The 12852-nt window shown below is 54.8% G+C and carries 26 protein-coding genes; all 26 read right to left on the reverse strand.

From position 1 onward, the window contains the following. Positions 1-181: 181 nt before the first annotated feature. The 26 genes from rplQ to rplD all read right to left on the reverse strand — a co-directional run bounded on the left by rplQ (position 182) and on the right by rplD (position 12847). Positions 182-568 carry a 50S ribosomal protein L17 gene (gene rplQ, locus ACEN93_RS13565; protein WP_007955635.1) on the reverse strand — a complete coding sequence of 129 codons (387 nt, stop codon included), beginning with the start codon at positions 566-568 and terminating at the stop codon, positions 182-184. A 42-nt stretch (positions 569-610) separates the two neighbouring features. Then, entirely contained in the window at positions 611-1612 is a 1002-nt protein-coding gene (locus tag ACEN93_RS13570) for a DNA-directed RNA polymerase subunit alpha (RefSeq protein WP_003186012.1), read from the reverse strand. Between the two features lie 26 nt (positions 1613-1638). Next, positions 1639-2259: a 30S ribosomal protein S4 gene (gene rpsD / locus ACEN93_RS13575; protein WP_011336168.1), complete on the reverse strand. Its 621-nt coding sequence runs from the start codon at positions 2257-2259 to the stop codon at positions 1639-1641. Between the two features lie 18 nt (positions 2260-2277). After that, positions 2278-2667: a 30S ribosomal protein S11 gene (rpsK, locus tag ACEN93_RS13580; RefSeq protein WP_002555466.1), complete on the reverse strand. Its 390-nt coding sequence runs from the start codon at positions 2665-2667 to the stop codon at positions 2278-2280. A gap of 30 nt (positions 2668-2697) precedes the next feature. Further along, positions 2698-3054: a 30S ribosomal protein S13 gene (gene rpsM, locus ACEN93_RS13585; RefSeq protein WP_009045849.1), complete on the reverse strand. Its 357-nt coding sequence runs from the start codon at positions 3052-3054 to the stop codon at positions 2698-2700. 130 nt (positions 3055-3184) lie between these two features. Next, positions 3185-3301, reverse strand: coding sequence for a 50S ribosomal protein L36 (gene rpmJ / locus ACEN93_RS13590; protein ID WP_002555468.1), 117 nt, complete (start codon positions 3299-3301; stop codon positions 3185-3187). 27 nt (positions 3302-3328) lie between these two features. Next, positions 3329-4657 (reverse strand): preprotein translocase subunit SecY, encoded by a 1329-nt coding sequence (gene secY, locus ACEN93_RS13595; RefSeq protein WP_003228718.1) that lies wholly within the window; start codon positions 4655-4657, stop codon positions 3329-3331. Then, a complete protein-coding gene (rplO, locus tag ACEN93_RS13600) occupies positions 4658-5095 on the reverse strand; it encodes a 50S ribosomal protein L15 (RefSeq protein ID WP_003228720.1) in 438 nt (145 codons plus the stop codon). Positions 5096-5098: 3 nt separating this feature from the next. Then, the gene (rpmD, locus tag ACEN93_RS13605; protein WP_003176408.1) at positions 5099-5275 is read right to left on the reverse strand and encodes a 50S ribosomal protein L30; all 177 of its coding nucleotides are present in this window, start codon (positions 5273-5275) and stop codon (positions 5099-5101) included. A 2-nt stretch (positions 5276-5277) separates the two neighbouring features. Next, positions 5278-5778: a 30S ribosomal protein S5 gene (gene rpsE, locus ACEN93_RS13610; protein ID WP_039771985.1), complete on the reverse strand. Its 501-nt coding sequence runs from the start codon at positions 5776-5778 to the stop codon at positions 5278-5280. A 3-nt stretch (positions 5779-5781) separates the two neighbouring features. Beyond that, entirely contained in the window at positions 5782-6132 is a 351-nt protein-coding gene (rplR, locus tag ACEN93_RS13615) for a 50S ribosomal protein L18 (protein WP_003186037.1), read from the reverse strand. Between the two features lie 10 nt (positions 6133-6142). Continuing rightward, positions 6143-6676, reverse strand: a complete 534-nt coding sequence (gene rplF / locus ACEN93_RS13620; RefSeq protein ID WP_011336170.1) for a 50S ribosomal protein L6 — start codon at positions 6674-6676, stop codon at positions 6143-6145. Between the two features lie 12 nt (positions 6677-6688). Next, positions 6689-7081, reverse strand: a complete 393-nt coding sequence (gene rpsH / locus ACEN93_RS13625; protein WP_003228724.1) for a 30S ribosomal protein S8 — start codon at positions 7079-7081, stop codon at positions 6689-6691. A 209-nt stretch (positions 7082-7290) separates the two neighbouring features. Continuing rightward, positions 7291-7596 (reverse strand): 30S ribosomal protein S14, encoded by a 306-nt coding sequence (gene rpsN, locus ACEN93_RS13630; RefSeq protein WP_007955639.1) that lies wholly within the window; start codon positions 7594-7596, stop codon positions 7291-7293. Positions 7597-7609: 13 nt separating this feature from the next. Continuing rightward, entirely contained in the window at positions 7610-8149 is a 540-nt protein-coding gene (gene rplE, locus ACEN93_RS13635) for a 50S ribosomal protein L5 (RefSeq protein ID WP_003210069.1), read from the reverse strand. Between the two features lie 20 nt (positions 8150-8169). Further along, positions 8170-8484 carry a 50S ribosomal protein L24 gene (gene rplX / locus ACEN93_RS13640; RefSeq protein ID WP_003186046.1) on the reverse strand — a complete coding sequence of 105 codons (315 nt, stop codon included), beginning with the start codon at positions 8482-8484 and terminating at the stop codon, positions 8170-8172. Between the two features lie 11 nt (positions 8485-8495). Next, positions 8496-8864, reverse strand: coding sequence for a 50S ribosomal protein L14 (gene rplN, locus ACEN93_RS13645; RefSeq protein WP_002555479.1), 369 nt, complete (start codon positions 8862-8864; stop codon positions 8496-8498). A gap of 23 nt (positions 8865-8887) precedes the next feature. Further along, positions 8888-9154, reverse strand: a complete 267-nt coding sequence (gene rpsQ, locus ACEN93_RS13650) for a 30S ribosomal protein S17 (protein ID WP_003194644.1) — start codon at positions 9152-9154, stop codon at positions 8888-8890. A 2-nt stretch (positions 9155-9156) separates the two neighbouring features. Further along, complete coding sequence (rpmC, locus tag ACEN93_RS13655; RefSeq protein ID WP_002555481.1) at positions 9157-9348, reverse strand: 50S ribosomal protein L29; 192 nt, start codon at positions 9346-9348, stop codon at positions 9157-9159. Continuing rightward, a complete protein-coding gene (gene rplP, locus ACEN93_RS13660; RefSeq protein ID WP_003228729.1) occupies positions 9348-9761 on the reverse strand; it encodes a 50S ribosomal protein L16 in 414 nt (137 codons plus the stop codon). Before rplP ends, rpmC begins: the two co-directional genes overlap by 1 nt. A gap of 12 nt (positions 9762-9773) precedes the next feature. After that, positions 9774-10460 carry a 30S ribosomal protein S3 gene (gene rpsC / locus ACEN93_RS13665; RefSeq protein WP_003176422.1) on the reverse strand — a complete coding sequence of 229 codons (687 nt, stop codon included), beginning with the start codon at positions 10458-10460 and terminating at the stop codon, positions 9774-9776. 13 nt (positions 10461-10473) lie between these two features. Next, positions 10474-10806, reverse strand: coding sequence for a 50S ribosomal protein L22 (gene rplV, locus ACEN93_RS13670; protein WP_003103908.1), 333 nt, complete (start codon positions 10804-10806; stop codon positions 10474-10476). 11 nt (positions 10807-10817) lie between these two features. After that, a complete protein-coding gene (rpsS, locus tag ACEN93_RS13675) occupies positions 10818-11093 on the reverse strand; it encodes a 30S ribosomal protein S19 (protein ID WP_011336172.1) in 276 nt (91 codons plus the stop codon). Between the two features lie 16 nt (positions 11094-11109). Further along, positions 11110-11934, reverse strand: a complete 825-nt coding sequence (gene rplB, locus ACEN93_RS13680) for a 50S ribosomal protein L2 (RefSeq protein ID WP_003186055.1) — start codon at positions 11932-11934, stop codon at positions 11110-11112. Positions 11935-11948: 14 nt separating this feature from the next. Further along, positions 11949-12248, reverse strand: a complete 300-nt coding sequence (gene rplW / locus ACEN93_RS13685) for a 50S ribosomal protein L23 (protein ID WP_002555488.1) — start codon at positions 12246-12248, stop codon at positions 11949-11951. Then, a complete protein-coding gene (rplD, locus tag ACEN93_RS13690; RefSeq protein WP_003228735.1) occupies positions 12245-12847 on the reverse strand; it encodes a 50S ribosomal protein L4 in 603 nt (200 codons plus the stop codon). The genes rplW and rplD overlap by 4 nt, the downstream gene beginning before the upstream one ends. Positions 12848-12852: the final 5 nt, after the last annotated feature.

Consider the following 12852-nt stretch of genomic DNA (forward strand, 5'->3'; position numbering starts at 1 on the left):
TCGATCATCAGTATGACAGCCACAAATTCATTAACTTATGGTCATCAATAGAGAAAAACTAACACCGAATCCCCGCACATAGTGCAGACCCAAACAGGGTAGAAGCTTGTACGAACAGCGCATTTCTTACAGGCACAAAAAACCGGGCACTAGGCCCGGTTCCTTGTTTAAGACTGACGTCTTACTCAGCGGATACAGCTTCACCGCCGACAGCACGATCAACCAGTTCGACGTACGCCATAGGCGCGTTGTCGCCAGCGCGGAAACCGCACTTGAGGATGCGCAGGTAGCCACCCTCACGGGTAGCGTAACGCTTGCCCAGGTCGTTGAAGAGCTTACCAACGATAGCTTTCGAACGAGTACGGTCGAAAGCCAGACGACGGTTAGCAACGCTGTCTGTCTTGGCCAGAGTGATCAGCGGCTCGGCAACGCGGCGCAGTTCTTTGGCTTTTGGCAGAGTAGTTTTGATCAGCTCGTGCTCGAACAGCGACACCGCCATGTTTTGGAACATGGCCTTGCGGTGCGAGCTGGTGCGGCTCAGGTGACGCCCACTTTTACGATGACGCATGGTTCATTCCTTACCAAACACTACGTTCGGTGATTACGACGATCAGGCAGTCGCCTTGTCGTCCTTCTTAAGACTTGCAGGCGGCCAGTTGTCGAGGCGCATGCCGAGGGACAGACCGCGGGAGGCCAGAACGTCCTTGATTTCAGTCAAGGATTTCTTGCCCAGGTTCGGAGTCTTCAACAGCTCTACTTCGGTACGCTGAATCAGGTCGCCGATGTAGTAGATGTTTTCCGCCTTAAGGCAGTTAGCCGAACGTACAGTCAGTTCCAGATCGTCAACCGGGCGAAGCAGGATCGGATCGATCTCGTCTTCCTGCTCGACAACCACTGGCTCACTGTCACCTTTGAGGTCGACGAACGCAGCCAACTGCTGTTGCAGGATGGTTGCAGCGCGGCGGATAGCCTCTTCAGGATCCAGGGTACCGTTGGTTTCCAGATCAATAACCAGCTTGTCCAGGTTGGTACGCTGCTCGACACGGGCGTTTTCCACCACGTATGCGATACGGCGAACCGGGCTGAACGAAGAGTCAAGCTGCAAGCGACCGATGCTGCGGCTTTCGTCTTCATCGCTCTGACGCGAGTCGGCTGGTTCATAACCACGACCACGAGCTACAGTGAGCTTCATGTTCAGGGCGCCGTTAGACGCCAGGTTAGCGATTACGTGATCGGGATTAACGATCTCGACATCATGATCCAGCTGAATATCGGCAGCGGTAACCACCCCCGAACCCTTCTTCGACAAGGTCAGCGTAACTTCGTCACGACCGTGCAGCTTGATGGCCAGACCTTTAAGGTTCAACAGGATTTCAATTACGTCTTCCTGTACACCTTCGATGGCGCTGTACTCGTGGAGCACACCGTCAATCTCGGCCTCGACTACTGCGCAGCCGGGCATTGAGGACAACAGGATGCGGCGCAGCGCGTTGCCCAGGGTGTGGCCAAAACCACGCTCGAGAGGCTCGAGAGTGATCTTGGCGCGGGTTGGACTGACAACCTGCACATCAATGTGGCGGGGTGTCAGGAACTCATTTACCGAAATCTGCATGGATGCACCTATTTTCTAGCCCTTACTTACTTGGAGTAGAGCTCGACAATCAGGCTTTCGTTGATGTCGGCGGACAGATCACTGCGAGCAGGAACGTTCTTGAAAACGCCCGACTTCTTCTCAGCATCTACCTCTACCCATTCTACGCGACCACGTTGGGCGCACAGCTCGAGAGCTTGGACAATGCGAAGTTGGTTCTTTGCCTTCTCGCGAACAGCAACCACGTCACCAGCACGAACCTGGTAGGACGGAACGTTTACGGTCTGGCCGTTAACGCTGATCGACTTGTGCGATACCAGCTGACGGGATTCGGCACGAGTCGAACCGAAGCCCATACGGTATACAACGTTGTCCAGACGGCATTCGAGCAGTTGCAGCAGGTTTTCACCAGTTGCACCTTTCTTGCTGGCAGCAGCTTTGTAGTAGCCGCTGAACTGACGCTCGAGAACGCCGTAAATACGACGGACCTTCTGCTTTTCGCGCAGTTGGGTGCCGTAATCGGACTGGCGACCGCGGCGTTGGCCGTGGATACCAGGTGCTGCTTCAATGTTGCACTTCGATTCGATCGCGCGCACGCCGCTCTTCAGGAAGAGATCGGTGCCTTCGCGACGAGCGAGTTTGCATTTTGGACCAATGTAACGAGCCATTCTTTACAATCTCCTGGATTACACGCGGCGCTTCTTCGGCGGACGGCACCCGTTGTGCGGGATTGGCGTCACGTCGGTGATGCTGGCGATCTTGTAGCCACAGCCGTTCAAAGCGCGGACTGCGGATTCACGACCTGGACCTGGGCCCTTGACATTCACGTCGAGGTTTTTCAGGCCGTATTCCAGCGCAGCTTGACCAGCACGCTCAGCAGCTACTTGAGCAGCGAACGGGGTGGACTTGCGGGAACCGCGGAAACCCGAACCACCGGAGGTAGCCCAGGAAAGAGCGTTACCTTGACGGTCGGTGATGGTCACGATGGTGTTGTTAAAAGAGGCATGGATGTGGGCGATGCCATCAACCACTGTCTTTTTAACTTTTTTACGAGGACGAGCAGCAGGTTTTGCCATGATTAAATTCCTGTCGATTCGCTGGGGCGATTACTTGCGGATCGGCTTACGCGGACCTTTACGGGTACGCGCGTTGGTCTTGGTACGCTGACCGCGTACTGGCAGACCACGACGATGACGCAGACCGCGATAGCAACCGAGGTCCATCAAGCGCTTGATTTTCATGTTGATTTCGCGACGCAGGTCACCTTCAGTGGTGAACTTCGCCACTTCGCCACGCAGCTGTTCAATCTGCTCGTCGCTCAGATCCTTGATCTTTGCGGCTGGGTTTACCCCAGTCTCTGCACAGATCTTCTGTGCAGTAGTGCGACCAACACCATAGATGTAGGTCAGCGAGATAACAGTATGCTTGTTATCTGGAATGTTAACGCCTGCAATACGGGCCATTCAGTGGGACTCCAATTGACAGCTACCTACGCCCCGGAAGCCAAGAAATAGGGCGCGAGATAATATCGCTGTAATAACAAATAATCAACCCGGTAGCGCACTAGCTACCGGGCTTGAAGCACAATCACACTCAGCCTTGGCGCTGTTTGTGACGCGGTTCCGCGCTGCAAATTACTCGAACAACACCTTCGCGGCGAATAATCTTGCAGTTACGGCACAGCTTTTTCACCGATGCACGAACTTTCATCACCAACTCCTCGAACCTTATGGGTACTCAGCGCAACATGCCGCTGCCGTAACCCTTCAGGTTGGCTTTCTTCATCAGGGATTCGTACTGGTGCGAAACGAGGTGCGATTGTACTTGGGACATGAAGTCCATCACAACCACGACCACGATCAGCAACGAGGTCCCGCCAAGGTAGAACGGAACGTTTGCTGCAACCACCAGGAACTGGGGCAACAAGCACACGGCCGTCATGTAAAGAGCACCGAACATGGTCAAGCGAGTCAGAACGCCATCAATATAGCGTGCGGACTGCTCACCTGGACGGATGCCCGGAATAAAGGCACCGGACTTCTTCAGGTTTTCCGCTACGTCTTTCGGATTGAACATCAACGCCGTATAGAAGAAGCAGAAGAAAATAATCCCTGCACTAAACAGCAGAATATTCAACGGCTGACCAGGAGCGATCGACTGCGAGATGTCCTGCAACCAGCCCATACCTTCAGACTGACCAAACCAGGCACCCAACGAAGCCGGGAACAGCAAAATGCTGCTCGCGAAAATAGCCGGAATAACACCGGCCATGTTCACCTTCAGCGGCAAGTGGCTTGTCTGCGCAGCAAAAACCTTGCGGCCCTGCTGACGCTTGGCGTAGTGAACAGCGATACGACGCTGACCACGCTCAATGAACACCACGAAACCGATAATCGCTACTGCCAGCAAACCGATGGCAACCAAGGCGAAGATGTTGATATCGCCCTGACGCGCAGACTCAAAAGACTGCCCGATTGCTCTCGGAAGACCGGCGACGATACCCGAAAAAATCAACATCGAGATACCGTTGCCTACACCACGCTCAGTAATCTGCTCACCCAGCCACATCATGAACATCGCGCCAGCCACAAACGTGGAGACCGCGACGAAATGGAAGCCAAAGTCACCAGTGAACGCAACGCCCTGCCCCGCCAGACCAATGGACATGCCAATGGCCTGAACGAGAGCGAGGACGACGGTGCCGTAGCGGGTGTACTGGCTGATCTTGCGACGGCCAGCTTCACCTTCCTTCTTCAACTGCTCCAGCTGCGGGCTGACGGCGGTCATCAGTTGCATGATGATCGATGCCGAAATATACGGCATGATCCCCAGTGCAAAGATGCTCATCCGCTCCAGCGCGCCGCCGGAAAACATGTTGAACAAGCTAAGAATGGTCCCCTCATTCTGTCGAAACAGGTCTGCGAGTCGGTCCGGGTTGATACCTGGAACCGGGATGTGTGCGCCTATTCGGTAGACGATAATCGCCAGGAACAGAAAACGCAGACGAGCCCAAAGTTCAGACATACCGCCTTTGCCGAGCGCAGAGAGAGCACCTTGCTTAGCCATTTATTCCTCGAACTTGCCGCCAGCTGCTTCGATAGCCGCACGCGCACCTTTGGTGGCGCCGATTCCCTTGCCGATAGTGACAGCGCGAGTCACTTCACCGGACAGCATGATTTTCACACGCTGTACGTTGACGTTGATCACGTTGGCATCTTTCAGGGACTGCACGGTGACGATATCGCCTTCCACTTTAGCCAGCTCGGACAGACGCACTTCTGCGCGGTCCATGGCTTTCAGGGAAACGAAACCGAACTTCGGCAGGCGACGATGCAGCGGCTGTTGACCGCCTTCAAAGCCTGGAGCAATGGTGCCACCGGAGCGGGAAGTCTGACCTTTGTGACCACGGCCACCAGTCTTACCCAAACCACTACCGATACCACGGCCCGGACGATGCTTTTCGCGACGGGAACCCGGCGCTGGACTCAGATCATTGAGTTTCATCGATTAACCCTCGACACGCAGCATGTAGTAAGCCTTGTTGATCATCCCGCGATTCTCGGGAGTATCCTGGACTTCTACAGTGTGACCGATGCGACGCAGACCCAGACCCTTAACGCACAGTTTGTGGTTAGGGATGCGGCCGGTCATGCTTTTGATCAGCGTAACTTTAACGGTAGCCATGATTACTTGATCTCCGATACAGACAGGCCACGCTTGGCAGCGATGGACTCAGGAGATTGCATAGCCTTCAGACCCTTGAAAGTGGCGTGAACCACGTTTACAGGGTTAGTCGAGCCGTAGCACTTGGCCAGAACGTTCTGAACGCCAGCAACTTCGAGGACAGCACGCATAGCGCCGCCAGCGATGATACCGGTACCTTCAGAAGCAGGCTGCATGTACACCTTCGAAGCGCCATGGGCGGACTTCATTGCGTACTGCAGAGTGGTGCCGTTCAGATCAACCTGGATCATGTTGCGGCGAGCAGCTTCCATTGCCTTCTGAATCGCAGCAGGCACTTCACGCGACTTGCCACGGCCGAAGCCAACACGCCCTTTACCATCACCAACCACGGTCAACGCGGTGAAAGTGAAGATACGGCCGCCTTTAACGGTTTTGGCTACGCGGTTAACTTGAACCAGCTTCTCGATGTAGCCTTCGTCGCGCTTTTGGTCGTTATTTGACATAACTTAGAACTCCAGCCCAGCTTCACGAGCAGCATCAGCCAGCGCTTTCACGCGGCCATGGTACTTGAAGCCAGAGCGGTCGAAAGCCACCTGCGAGACGCCAGCGGCCTTAGCACGCGTAGCGACCAGCTGGCCAACCTTAGTGGCCGCGTCGATGTTGCCAGTGGCGCCATCACGCAGTTCTTTATCCAAAGTCGAGGCGCTTGCCAGGACTTTGTTGCCGTCGGCCGAAATGACCTGGGCGTAGATGTGCTGCGAAGAGCGGAACACGCAGAGACGCACGACTTCGAGTTCGTGCATTTTCAGGCGTGCTTTGCGAGCGCGACGCAGTCGAGTAACTTTTTTGTCGGTCATTTGCTATGCCCTACTTCTTCTTGGCTTCTTTACGACGGACGACTTCGTCCGCGTAGCGCACACCTTTGCCTTTGTACGGCTCTGGTGGACGGAAGTCGCGGATCTCGGCGGCCACTTGACCTACCAGCTGCTTGTCGATGCCCTTGATCAGGATATCGGTCTGGCTAGGAGTCTCAGCGGTGATGCCTTCCGGCAGTTCGTAATCCACTGGGTGCGAGAAGCCAAGAGCCAGGTTCAGCACCTGACCTTTTGCTTGCGCTTTGTAACCAACACCGACCAGCTGGAGCTTGCGCTCGAAGCCTTGGCTTACGCCCTGGACCATGTTGTTTACCAACGCACGAGTGGTACCGGCCATTGCGCGAGTCTGTTGATCGCCATTGCGAGCAGCAAAACGCAGCTCACCAGCTTCTTCAACGACTTCAACGGACGAATGGACGTTCAGTTCAAGAGTACCCTTGGCACCCTTCACCGAAAGCTGTTGGCCTGCGAATTTTACTTCGACACCGGCTGGCAGCTTAACGGGGTTCTTAGCGACGCGAGACATGCTTATCCCCCCTTAGAACACAGTGCAAAGAACTTCGCCGCCGACACCGGCAGCGCGCGCAGCACGATCAGTCATCACACCTTTGTTGGTGGAGACGATAGACACACCGAGACCACCACGTACCTTTGGCAGATCTTCGACGGACTTGTACTGACGCAGGCCTGGACGGCTAACGCGCTTCACTTCTTCGATGACCGGACGGCCTTCGAAGTATTTCAGCTCGATGGACAGCAGCGGCTTGGTTTCGCTGCTGATCTGATAACCCGCGATGTAACCTTCGTCCTTCAGGACTTTTGCTACAGCCACCTTCAACGTGGAAGACGGCATGCTTACGACGGACTTTTCAGCCATCTGGGCATTACGGATTCGAGTTAGCATGTCCGCTAACGGGTCCTGCATACTCATGGGCTAGACGCTCCTAATACAGAAAAATTAGCCTTGCGGCTACTACTTGTCGCCGAGGAATTCCGGGCGTAAAAAACACGGGCTCAGGCGAGCCGGTCATTCTAGACACACCCCAGAAATGAATCAAGCCCCAAAAGGGGCTTGATTCAAGTTCAAGGCCACCGATGGTCAGGTTCTTGCGACCCCGACCATCAAGGCTTTGACAGCAATTACCAGCTGGCTTTAACCAGGCCTGGTACGTCACCACGCATTGCCGCTTCACGCAGTTTGTTACGGCCGAGGCCGAACTTGCGGTAAACGCCGTGCGGACGACCGGTCAGACGGCAACGGTTACGCATGCGCGAAGCGCTTGCGTCACGCGGTTGCTTCTGCAGAGCTACGGTAGCTTCCCAACGCGCTTCTGGACTTGCGTTCAGATCGACGATGATAGCTTTCAGCGCTGCACGCTTGACGGCGTATTTAGCAACGGTGAGCTGACGCTTCAGCTCACGGTTTTTCATGCTCTTCTTGGCCATTTTCCTACTCCAATCAGTTGCGGAACGGGAATTTGAAAGCACGCAGCAGAGCGCGGCCTTCGTCATCGTTCTTAGCAGTGGTGGTCAGGGTAATGTCCAGACCGCGGAGAGCATCGATCTTGTCGTAGTCGATTTCCGGGAAAATGATCTGCTCTTTCACGCCCATGCTGTAGTTGCCACGACCATCAAAGGACTTGGCATTCAGGCCGCGGAAGTCGCGAACCCGAGGCAGGGAGATCGACAGCAGACGATCCAGGAACTCGTACATACGCTCACGGCGCAGGGTCACTTTGACGCCGATCGGCCAACCTTCACGGACTTTAAAGCCAGCGATGGATTTGCGAGCGTAGGTCACAACGACTTTCTGGCCGGTGATCTTTTCCAGGTCAGCAACAGCGTGCTCGATGACTTTTTTGTCGCCGATCGCTTCGCCCAGACCCATGTTCAGGGTGATCTTGGTAACGCGCGGAACTTCCATCACGTTCGAAAGCTTAAGTTCTTCCTTAAGTTTCGGAGCGATTTCCTTCCGGTAAATCTCTTTTAGTCGTGCCATGGTCTTCTACCTAGCAGTGTTCAAGCATCAACCGCTTTTTGGGTCGACTTGAAGACACGAATTTTCTTACCGTCTTCTACTTTGAAACCAACGCGGTCAGCCTTGTTGGTTTCGCCGTTGAAGATGGCGACGTTGGAAGCGTGCAGTGGCGCTTCTTTCTCGACGATACCGCCCTGTACGCCCGACATCGGGTTAGGCTTGGTATGACGCTTGACCAGGTTCAGACCGCCAACAACCAGACGGTTGTCAGCAAGAACCTTCAGCACCTTACCGCGCTTACCTTTGTCTTTGCCGGCGATCACGATGATCTCGTCGTCACGACGAATCTTTTGCATGTCGGATCTCCTTACAGCACTTCTGGGGCGAGCGAGACGATCTTCATGAACTTCTCAGTACGAAGTTCACGGGTCACTGGCCCAAAGATACGGGTGCCGATCGGCTCTTGCTTGTTGTTCAGAAGAACAGCAGCGTTGCCATCAAAGCGGATAATGGAGCCATCAGCACGACGTACGCCGTGACGAGTGCGGACTACAACAGCAGTCATCACCTGGCCTTTTTTCACCTTACCGCGAGGAATTGCTTCCTTCACGGTAACTTTGATGATGTCACCGATACCAGCGTAACGACGATGGGAGCCACCCAGCACCTTGATGCACATAACACGGCGAGCACCGCTGTTATCGGCCACATCGAGCATGGATTGAGTCTGAATCATATAATTTCTCCGACCCCTAGCCCTTAGACTTCCACAGCGCGTTCGAGAACATCAACCAGCGCCCAAGACTTGGTCTTGGCCATCGGACGAGTTTCACGAATAGTGACTTTGTCGCCGATGTGGCACTGATTGGTTTCGTCGTGCGCGTGCAGCTTAGTCGAACGCTTAACGTATTTACCGTAGATCGGGTGCTTAACGCGACGCTCGATCAGAACGGTGATGGTTTTGTCCATCTTGTCGCTGACAACACGGCCAGTCAGCGTACGGACAGTTTTTTCGGCTTCAGCCATGATCACTTACCTGCCTGCTGGTTGAGCACAGTCTTCACGCGAGCGATGTCACGCTTAACTTGCGAGAGCAGATGAGACTGCCCCAACTGGCCAGTTGCTTTCTGCATACGCAGATTGAACTGGTCGCGCAGCAAGCCGAGCAGTTGCTCGTTCAGCTGCTGTGCGGATTTTTCACGAAGTTCATTCGCTTTCATCACATCACCGTCCGTTTAACAAAGGAGGTGGCGAGCGGCAGCTTTGCAGCAGCCAGGGCGAAAGCCTCACGCGCCAGCTCTTCAGAAACACCCTCGATTTCATACAGGACTTTGCCTGGCTGAATCTGGGCAACCCAGTACTCCACGTTACCCTTACCTTTACCCATACGAACCTCGAGAGGCTTCTTGGAGATCGGCTTGTCCGGGAATACACGGATCCAGATCTTGCCGCCACGTTTTACGTGACGGGTCAGTGCACGACGCGCTGACTCGATCTGACGAGCGGTGAGACGACCACGAGCTACAGACTTCAGCGCGAACTCGCCGAAGCTGACTTTGCTACCGCGCAGTGCCAGACCACGGTTGTGGCCGGTCATCTGCTTGCGGAACTTCGTACGCTTAGGTTGCAACATTTGGCGTACCCCTTACTTAGCAGCTTTTTTACGAGGCGCTGGTGCTTGTGGCTTCAGCTCTTCTTGGCGACCACCAATTACTTCGCCTTTGAAGATCCAAACCTTTACACCGATCACACCGTAAGTGGTGTGAGCTTCGTAGTTGGCATAGTCGATGTCGGCACGCAGGGTGTGCAGTGGCACACGACCTTCGCGATACCATTCAGTACGTGCGATTTCAGCACCGCCGAGACGACCGCTCACTTGGATTTTGATGCCTTTGGCACCAATGCGCATGGCGTTCTGTACAGCGCGCTTCATGGCGCGACGGAACATTACACGACGCTCCAGCTGCTGAGCTACGCTCTGCGCAACCAGCATACCGTCGAGCTCCGGCTTGCGGATCTCTTCGATATTGATGTGCACAGGCACACCCATTTGCTTGGTCAGGTCCTGACGCAGTTTCTCAACATCTTCACCTTTCTTCCCGATAACAATACCTGGACGAGCGGTGTGGATGGTGATGCGTGCAGTTTGAGCCGGACGATGGATATCGATACGGCTTACGGACGCGCTTTTTAGTTTGTCTTGGAGGTATTCACGCACCTTCAGATCAGCGAACAAGTAGTCCGCATAAGTCCGACCGTCTGCGTACCAGACGGAGGTGTGCTCCTTGACGATTCCCAGGCGAATGCCAATGGGATGTACTTTCTGACCCATCTCTTCGACTCCGTTACTTGTCAGCAACCTTGACAGTGATATGGCAAGACCGCTTGACGATGCGATCAGCACGGCCTTTGGCACGTGGCATGATGCGCTTCAGCGAACGCCCTTCGTTGACGAAAACGGTGCTGACCTTCAGGTCATCAACGTCTGCGCCTTCGTTATGCTCGGCGTTGGCTACGGCCGACTCCAGCACTTTTTTCATGATCTCGGCGGCTTTCTTACTGCTGAAAGCCAACAGGTTGAGCGCTTCGCCCACCTTCTTCCCGCGGATCTGGTCGGCGACCAAGCGGGCTTTCTGGGCGGAGATTCGAGCGCCCGACAACTTAGCGGCTACTTCCATTTCCTTACCCCTTAACGCTTGGCTTTCTTGTCTGCCACGTGCCCGCGATAGTTGCGGGTACCGGCGAACTCGCCCAGTTTGTGGCCGACCATGTCTTCGTTAACGAGAACTGGGACGTGCTGACGACCGTTGTGTACTGCGATGGTCAGACCGACCATTTGTGGCAGGATCATCGAACGACGCGACCAAGTCTTAATTGGTTTGCGATCGTTCTTTTCCGCCGCCACTTCGATCTTCTTCAGTAGGTGAAGATCAATAAAAGGACCTTTTTTCAGAGAACGTGGCACTGTCGTATCCCTCTATTTACTTGCGACGACGGACGATCATTTTGTCGGTACGCTTATTACCACGAGTCTTCGCGCCCTTAGTCGGGAAGCCCCATGGCGATACCGGATGACGACCACCAGAGGTACGACCTTCACCACCACCATGTGGGTGGTCAACCGGGTTCATGGCAACACCACGAACGGTTGGGCGAACGCCACGCCAGCGCTTGGCACCAGCTTTACCCAGCGAACGCAGGCTGTGCTCGGAGTTCGAGACTTCGCCCAGGGTCGCACGGCACTCAGCCAGTACTTTACGCATTTCACCCGAACGCAGACGCAGGGTCACGTAAACGCCTTCACGAGCGATCAGCTGAGCCGAAGCGCCAGCGGAACGAGCGATTTGCGCGCCCTTACCTGGCTTCAGTTCGATGCCGTGTACGGTGCTACCAACTGGAATGTTGCGCAGTTGCAGAGCGTTACCCGGCTTGATCGGTGCCAAAGCACCTGCGATCAACTGGTCGCCAGCGCTCACGCCTTTAGGGGCGATGATGTAGCGACGCTCGCCATCTGCGTACAGCAGCAGAGCGATGTGAGCAGTACGGTTTGGATCGTATTCGATACGCTCGACAGTGGCAGCGATGCCATCTTTGTCGTTGCGACGGAAGTCGACCAGACGATAATGCTGCTTATGACCACCACCGATGTGACGAGTGGTAATACGGCCATTGTTGTTACGACCACCAGACTTCGATTTTTTCTCGAGCAGCGGTGCGTGAGGAGCGCCTTTATGCAGCTCCTGGTTGACCACCTTGACCACAAAACGGCGGCCAGGGGAAGTCGGTTTGCATTTAACGATTGCCATGATGCACCCCTTCCTTACTCAGCACTGCTGCTGAAATCGAGATCTTGGCCTGGCTGAAGGGAGATAACTGCCTTCTTCCAGTCATTACGCTTGCCCAGACCGCGAGCGGTGCGCTTGCTCTTACCCAGAACATTCAGGGTAGTAACACGCTCAACTTTCACGCTGAACAGGCTTTCGACGGCCTTCTTGATTTCCAGCTTGGTTGCGTCAGTAGCAACCTTGAAAACGAACTGGCCTTTCTTGTCTGCCAGAACCGTAGCCTTCTCGGAAACGTGCGGGCCAAGCAGAACTTTAAATACGCGTTCCTGGTTCATCCCAGCAGCTCCTCGAATTTCTTCACGGCCGACACGGTGATCAACACCTTGTCGTATGCGATCAGACTAACTGGATCGGAACCTTGCACGTCACGTACATCAACGTGTGGCAGGTTGCGAGCAGCCAGGTACAGGTTCTGATCAACAGCGTCCGACACGATCAGAACATCGGTCAGGCTCATGTTGTTCAGTTTGCCCAGCAGGTCTTTGGTTTTCGGAGTTTCAACTGCGAAATCCTGAACCACGACCAGACGATCAGTACGCACCAGCTCAGCAAGGATGGAACGCATTGCTGCGCGATACATCTTCTTGTTCAGCTTCTGGGAGTGATCCTGTGGACGAGCTGCAAAGGTGGTGCCGCCGCCGCGCCAGATTGGGCTGCGGATAGTACCGGCACGAGCACGGCCAGTACCTTTCTGACGCCATGGGCGCTTGCCGCCACCACGAACGTCGGAACGGGTCTTCTGCTGCTTGCTACCCTGACGGCCGCCAGCCATGTAGGCCACGACTGCTTGGTGAACCAGCGTCTCGTTGAACTCGCCGCCAAATGTCAGTTCGGAAACTTCGATCGCTTGAGCGTCATTTACATTTAATTGCATGTCAG

Source organism: Pseudomonas sp. Pseusp21, from assembly GCF_059492145.1.

Coding starts and splice junctions, on each gene's coding strand:
- rplD (WP_003228735.1), bottom strand. CDS start 12,847: ATGCAATTAAATGTAAATGACGCTCAAGCGATCGAAGTTTCCGAACTG.
- rpsC (WP_003176422.1), bottom strand. CDS start 10,460: ATGGGTCAGAAAGTACATCCCATTGGCATTCGCCTGGGAATCGTCAAG.
- rpmD (WP_003176408.1), bottom strand. CDS start 5,275: ATGGCTACCGTTAAAGTTACGCTGATCAAAAGCATGACCGGCCGCATC.
- rplF (WP_011336170.1), bottom strand. CDS start 6,676: ATGTCTCGCGTCGCTAAGAACCCCGTTAAGCTGCCAGCCGGTGTCGAA.
- rplX (WP_003186046.1), bottom strand. CDS start 8,484: ATGCAAAAGATTCGTCGTGACGACGAGATCATCGTGATCGCCGGCAAA.
- rplE (WP_003210069.1), bottom strand. CDS start 8,149: ATGGCACGACTAAAAGAGATTTACCGGAAGGAAATCGCTCCGAAACTT.
- rplP (WP_003228729.1), bottom strand. CDS start 9,761: ATGTTGCAACCTAAGCGTACGAAGTTCCGCAAGCAGATGACCGGCCAC.
- rplW (WP_002555488.1), bottom strand. CDS start 12,248: ATGAACCAGGAACGCGTATTTAAAGTTCTGCTTGGCCCGCACGTTTCC.
- rplB (WP_003186055.1), bottom strand. CDS start 11,934: ATGGCAATCGTTAAATGCAAACCGACTTCCCCTGGCCGCCGTTTTGTG.
- rpmJ (WP_002555468.1), bottom strand. CDS start 3,301: ATGAAAGTTCGTGCATCGGTGAAAAAGCTGTGCCGTAACTGCAAGATT.
- secY (WP_003228718.1), bottom strand. CDS start 4,657: ATGGCTAAGCAAGGTGCTCTCTCTGCGCTCGGCAAAGGCGGTATGTCT.
- rpsQ (WP_003194644.1), bottom strand. CDS start 9,154: ATGGCTGAAGCCGAAAAAACTGTCCGTACGCTGACTGGCCGTGTTGTC.
- rplV (WP_003103908.1), bottom strand. CDS start 10,806: ATGGAAGTAGCCGCTAAGTTGTCGGGCGCTCGAATCTCCGCCCAGAAA.
- rplQ (WP_007955635.1), bottom strand. CDS start 568: ATGCGTCATCGTAAAAGTGGGCGTCACCTGAGCCGCACCAGCTCGCAC.
- rplN (WP_002555479.1), bottom strand. CDS start 8,864: ATGATTCAGACTCAATCCATGCTCGATGTGGCCGATAACAGCGGTGCT.
- rpsK (WP_002555466.1), bottom strand. CDS start 2,667: ATGGCAAAACCTGCTGCTCGTCCTCGTAAAAAAGTTAAAAAGACAGTG.
- ACEN93_RS13570 (WP_003186012.1), bottom strand. CDS start 1,612: ATGCAGATTTCGGTAAATGAGTTCCTGACACCCCGCCACATTGATGTG.
- rpsH (WP_003228724.1), bottom strand. CDS start 7,081: ATGAGTATGCAGGACCCGTTAGCGGACATGCTAACTCGAATCCGTAAT.
- rpsM (WP_009045849.1), bottom strand. CDS start 3,054: ATGGCCCGTATTGCAGGCGTTAACATTCCAGATAACAAGCATACTGTT.
- rpmC (WP_002555481.1), bottom strand. CDS start 9,348: ATGAAAGCGAATGAACTTCGTGAAAAATCCGCACAGCAGCTGAACGAG.
- rplO (WP_003228720.1), bottom strand. CDS start 5,095: ATGAAACTCAATGATCTGAGTCCAGCGCCGGGTTCCCGTCGCGAAAAG.
- rpsN (WP_007955639.1), bottom strand. CDS start 7,596: ATGGCCAAGAAGAGCATGAAAAACCGTGAGCTGAAGCGTCAGCTCACC.
- rpsD (WP_011336168.1), bottom strand. CDS start 2,259: ATGGCTCGTTACATTGGTCCAAAATGCAAACTCGCTCGTCGCGAAGGC.
- rpsE (WP_039771985.1), bottom strand. CDS start 5,778: ATGTCAAATAACGACCAAAAGCGCGACGAAGGCTACATCGAGAAGCTG.
- rplR (WP_003186037.1), bottom strand. CDS start 6,132: ATGACCGACAAAAAAGTTACTCGACTGCGTCGCGCTCGCAAAGCACGC.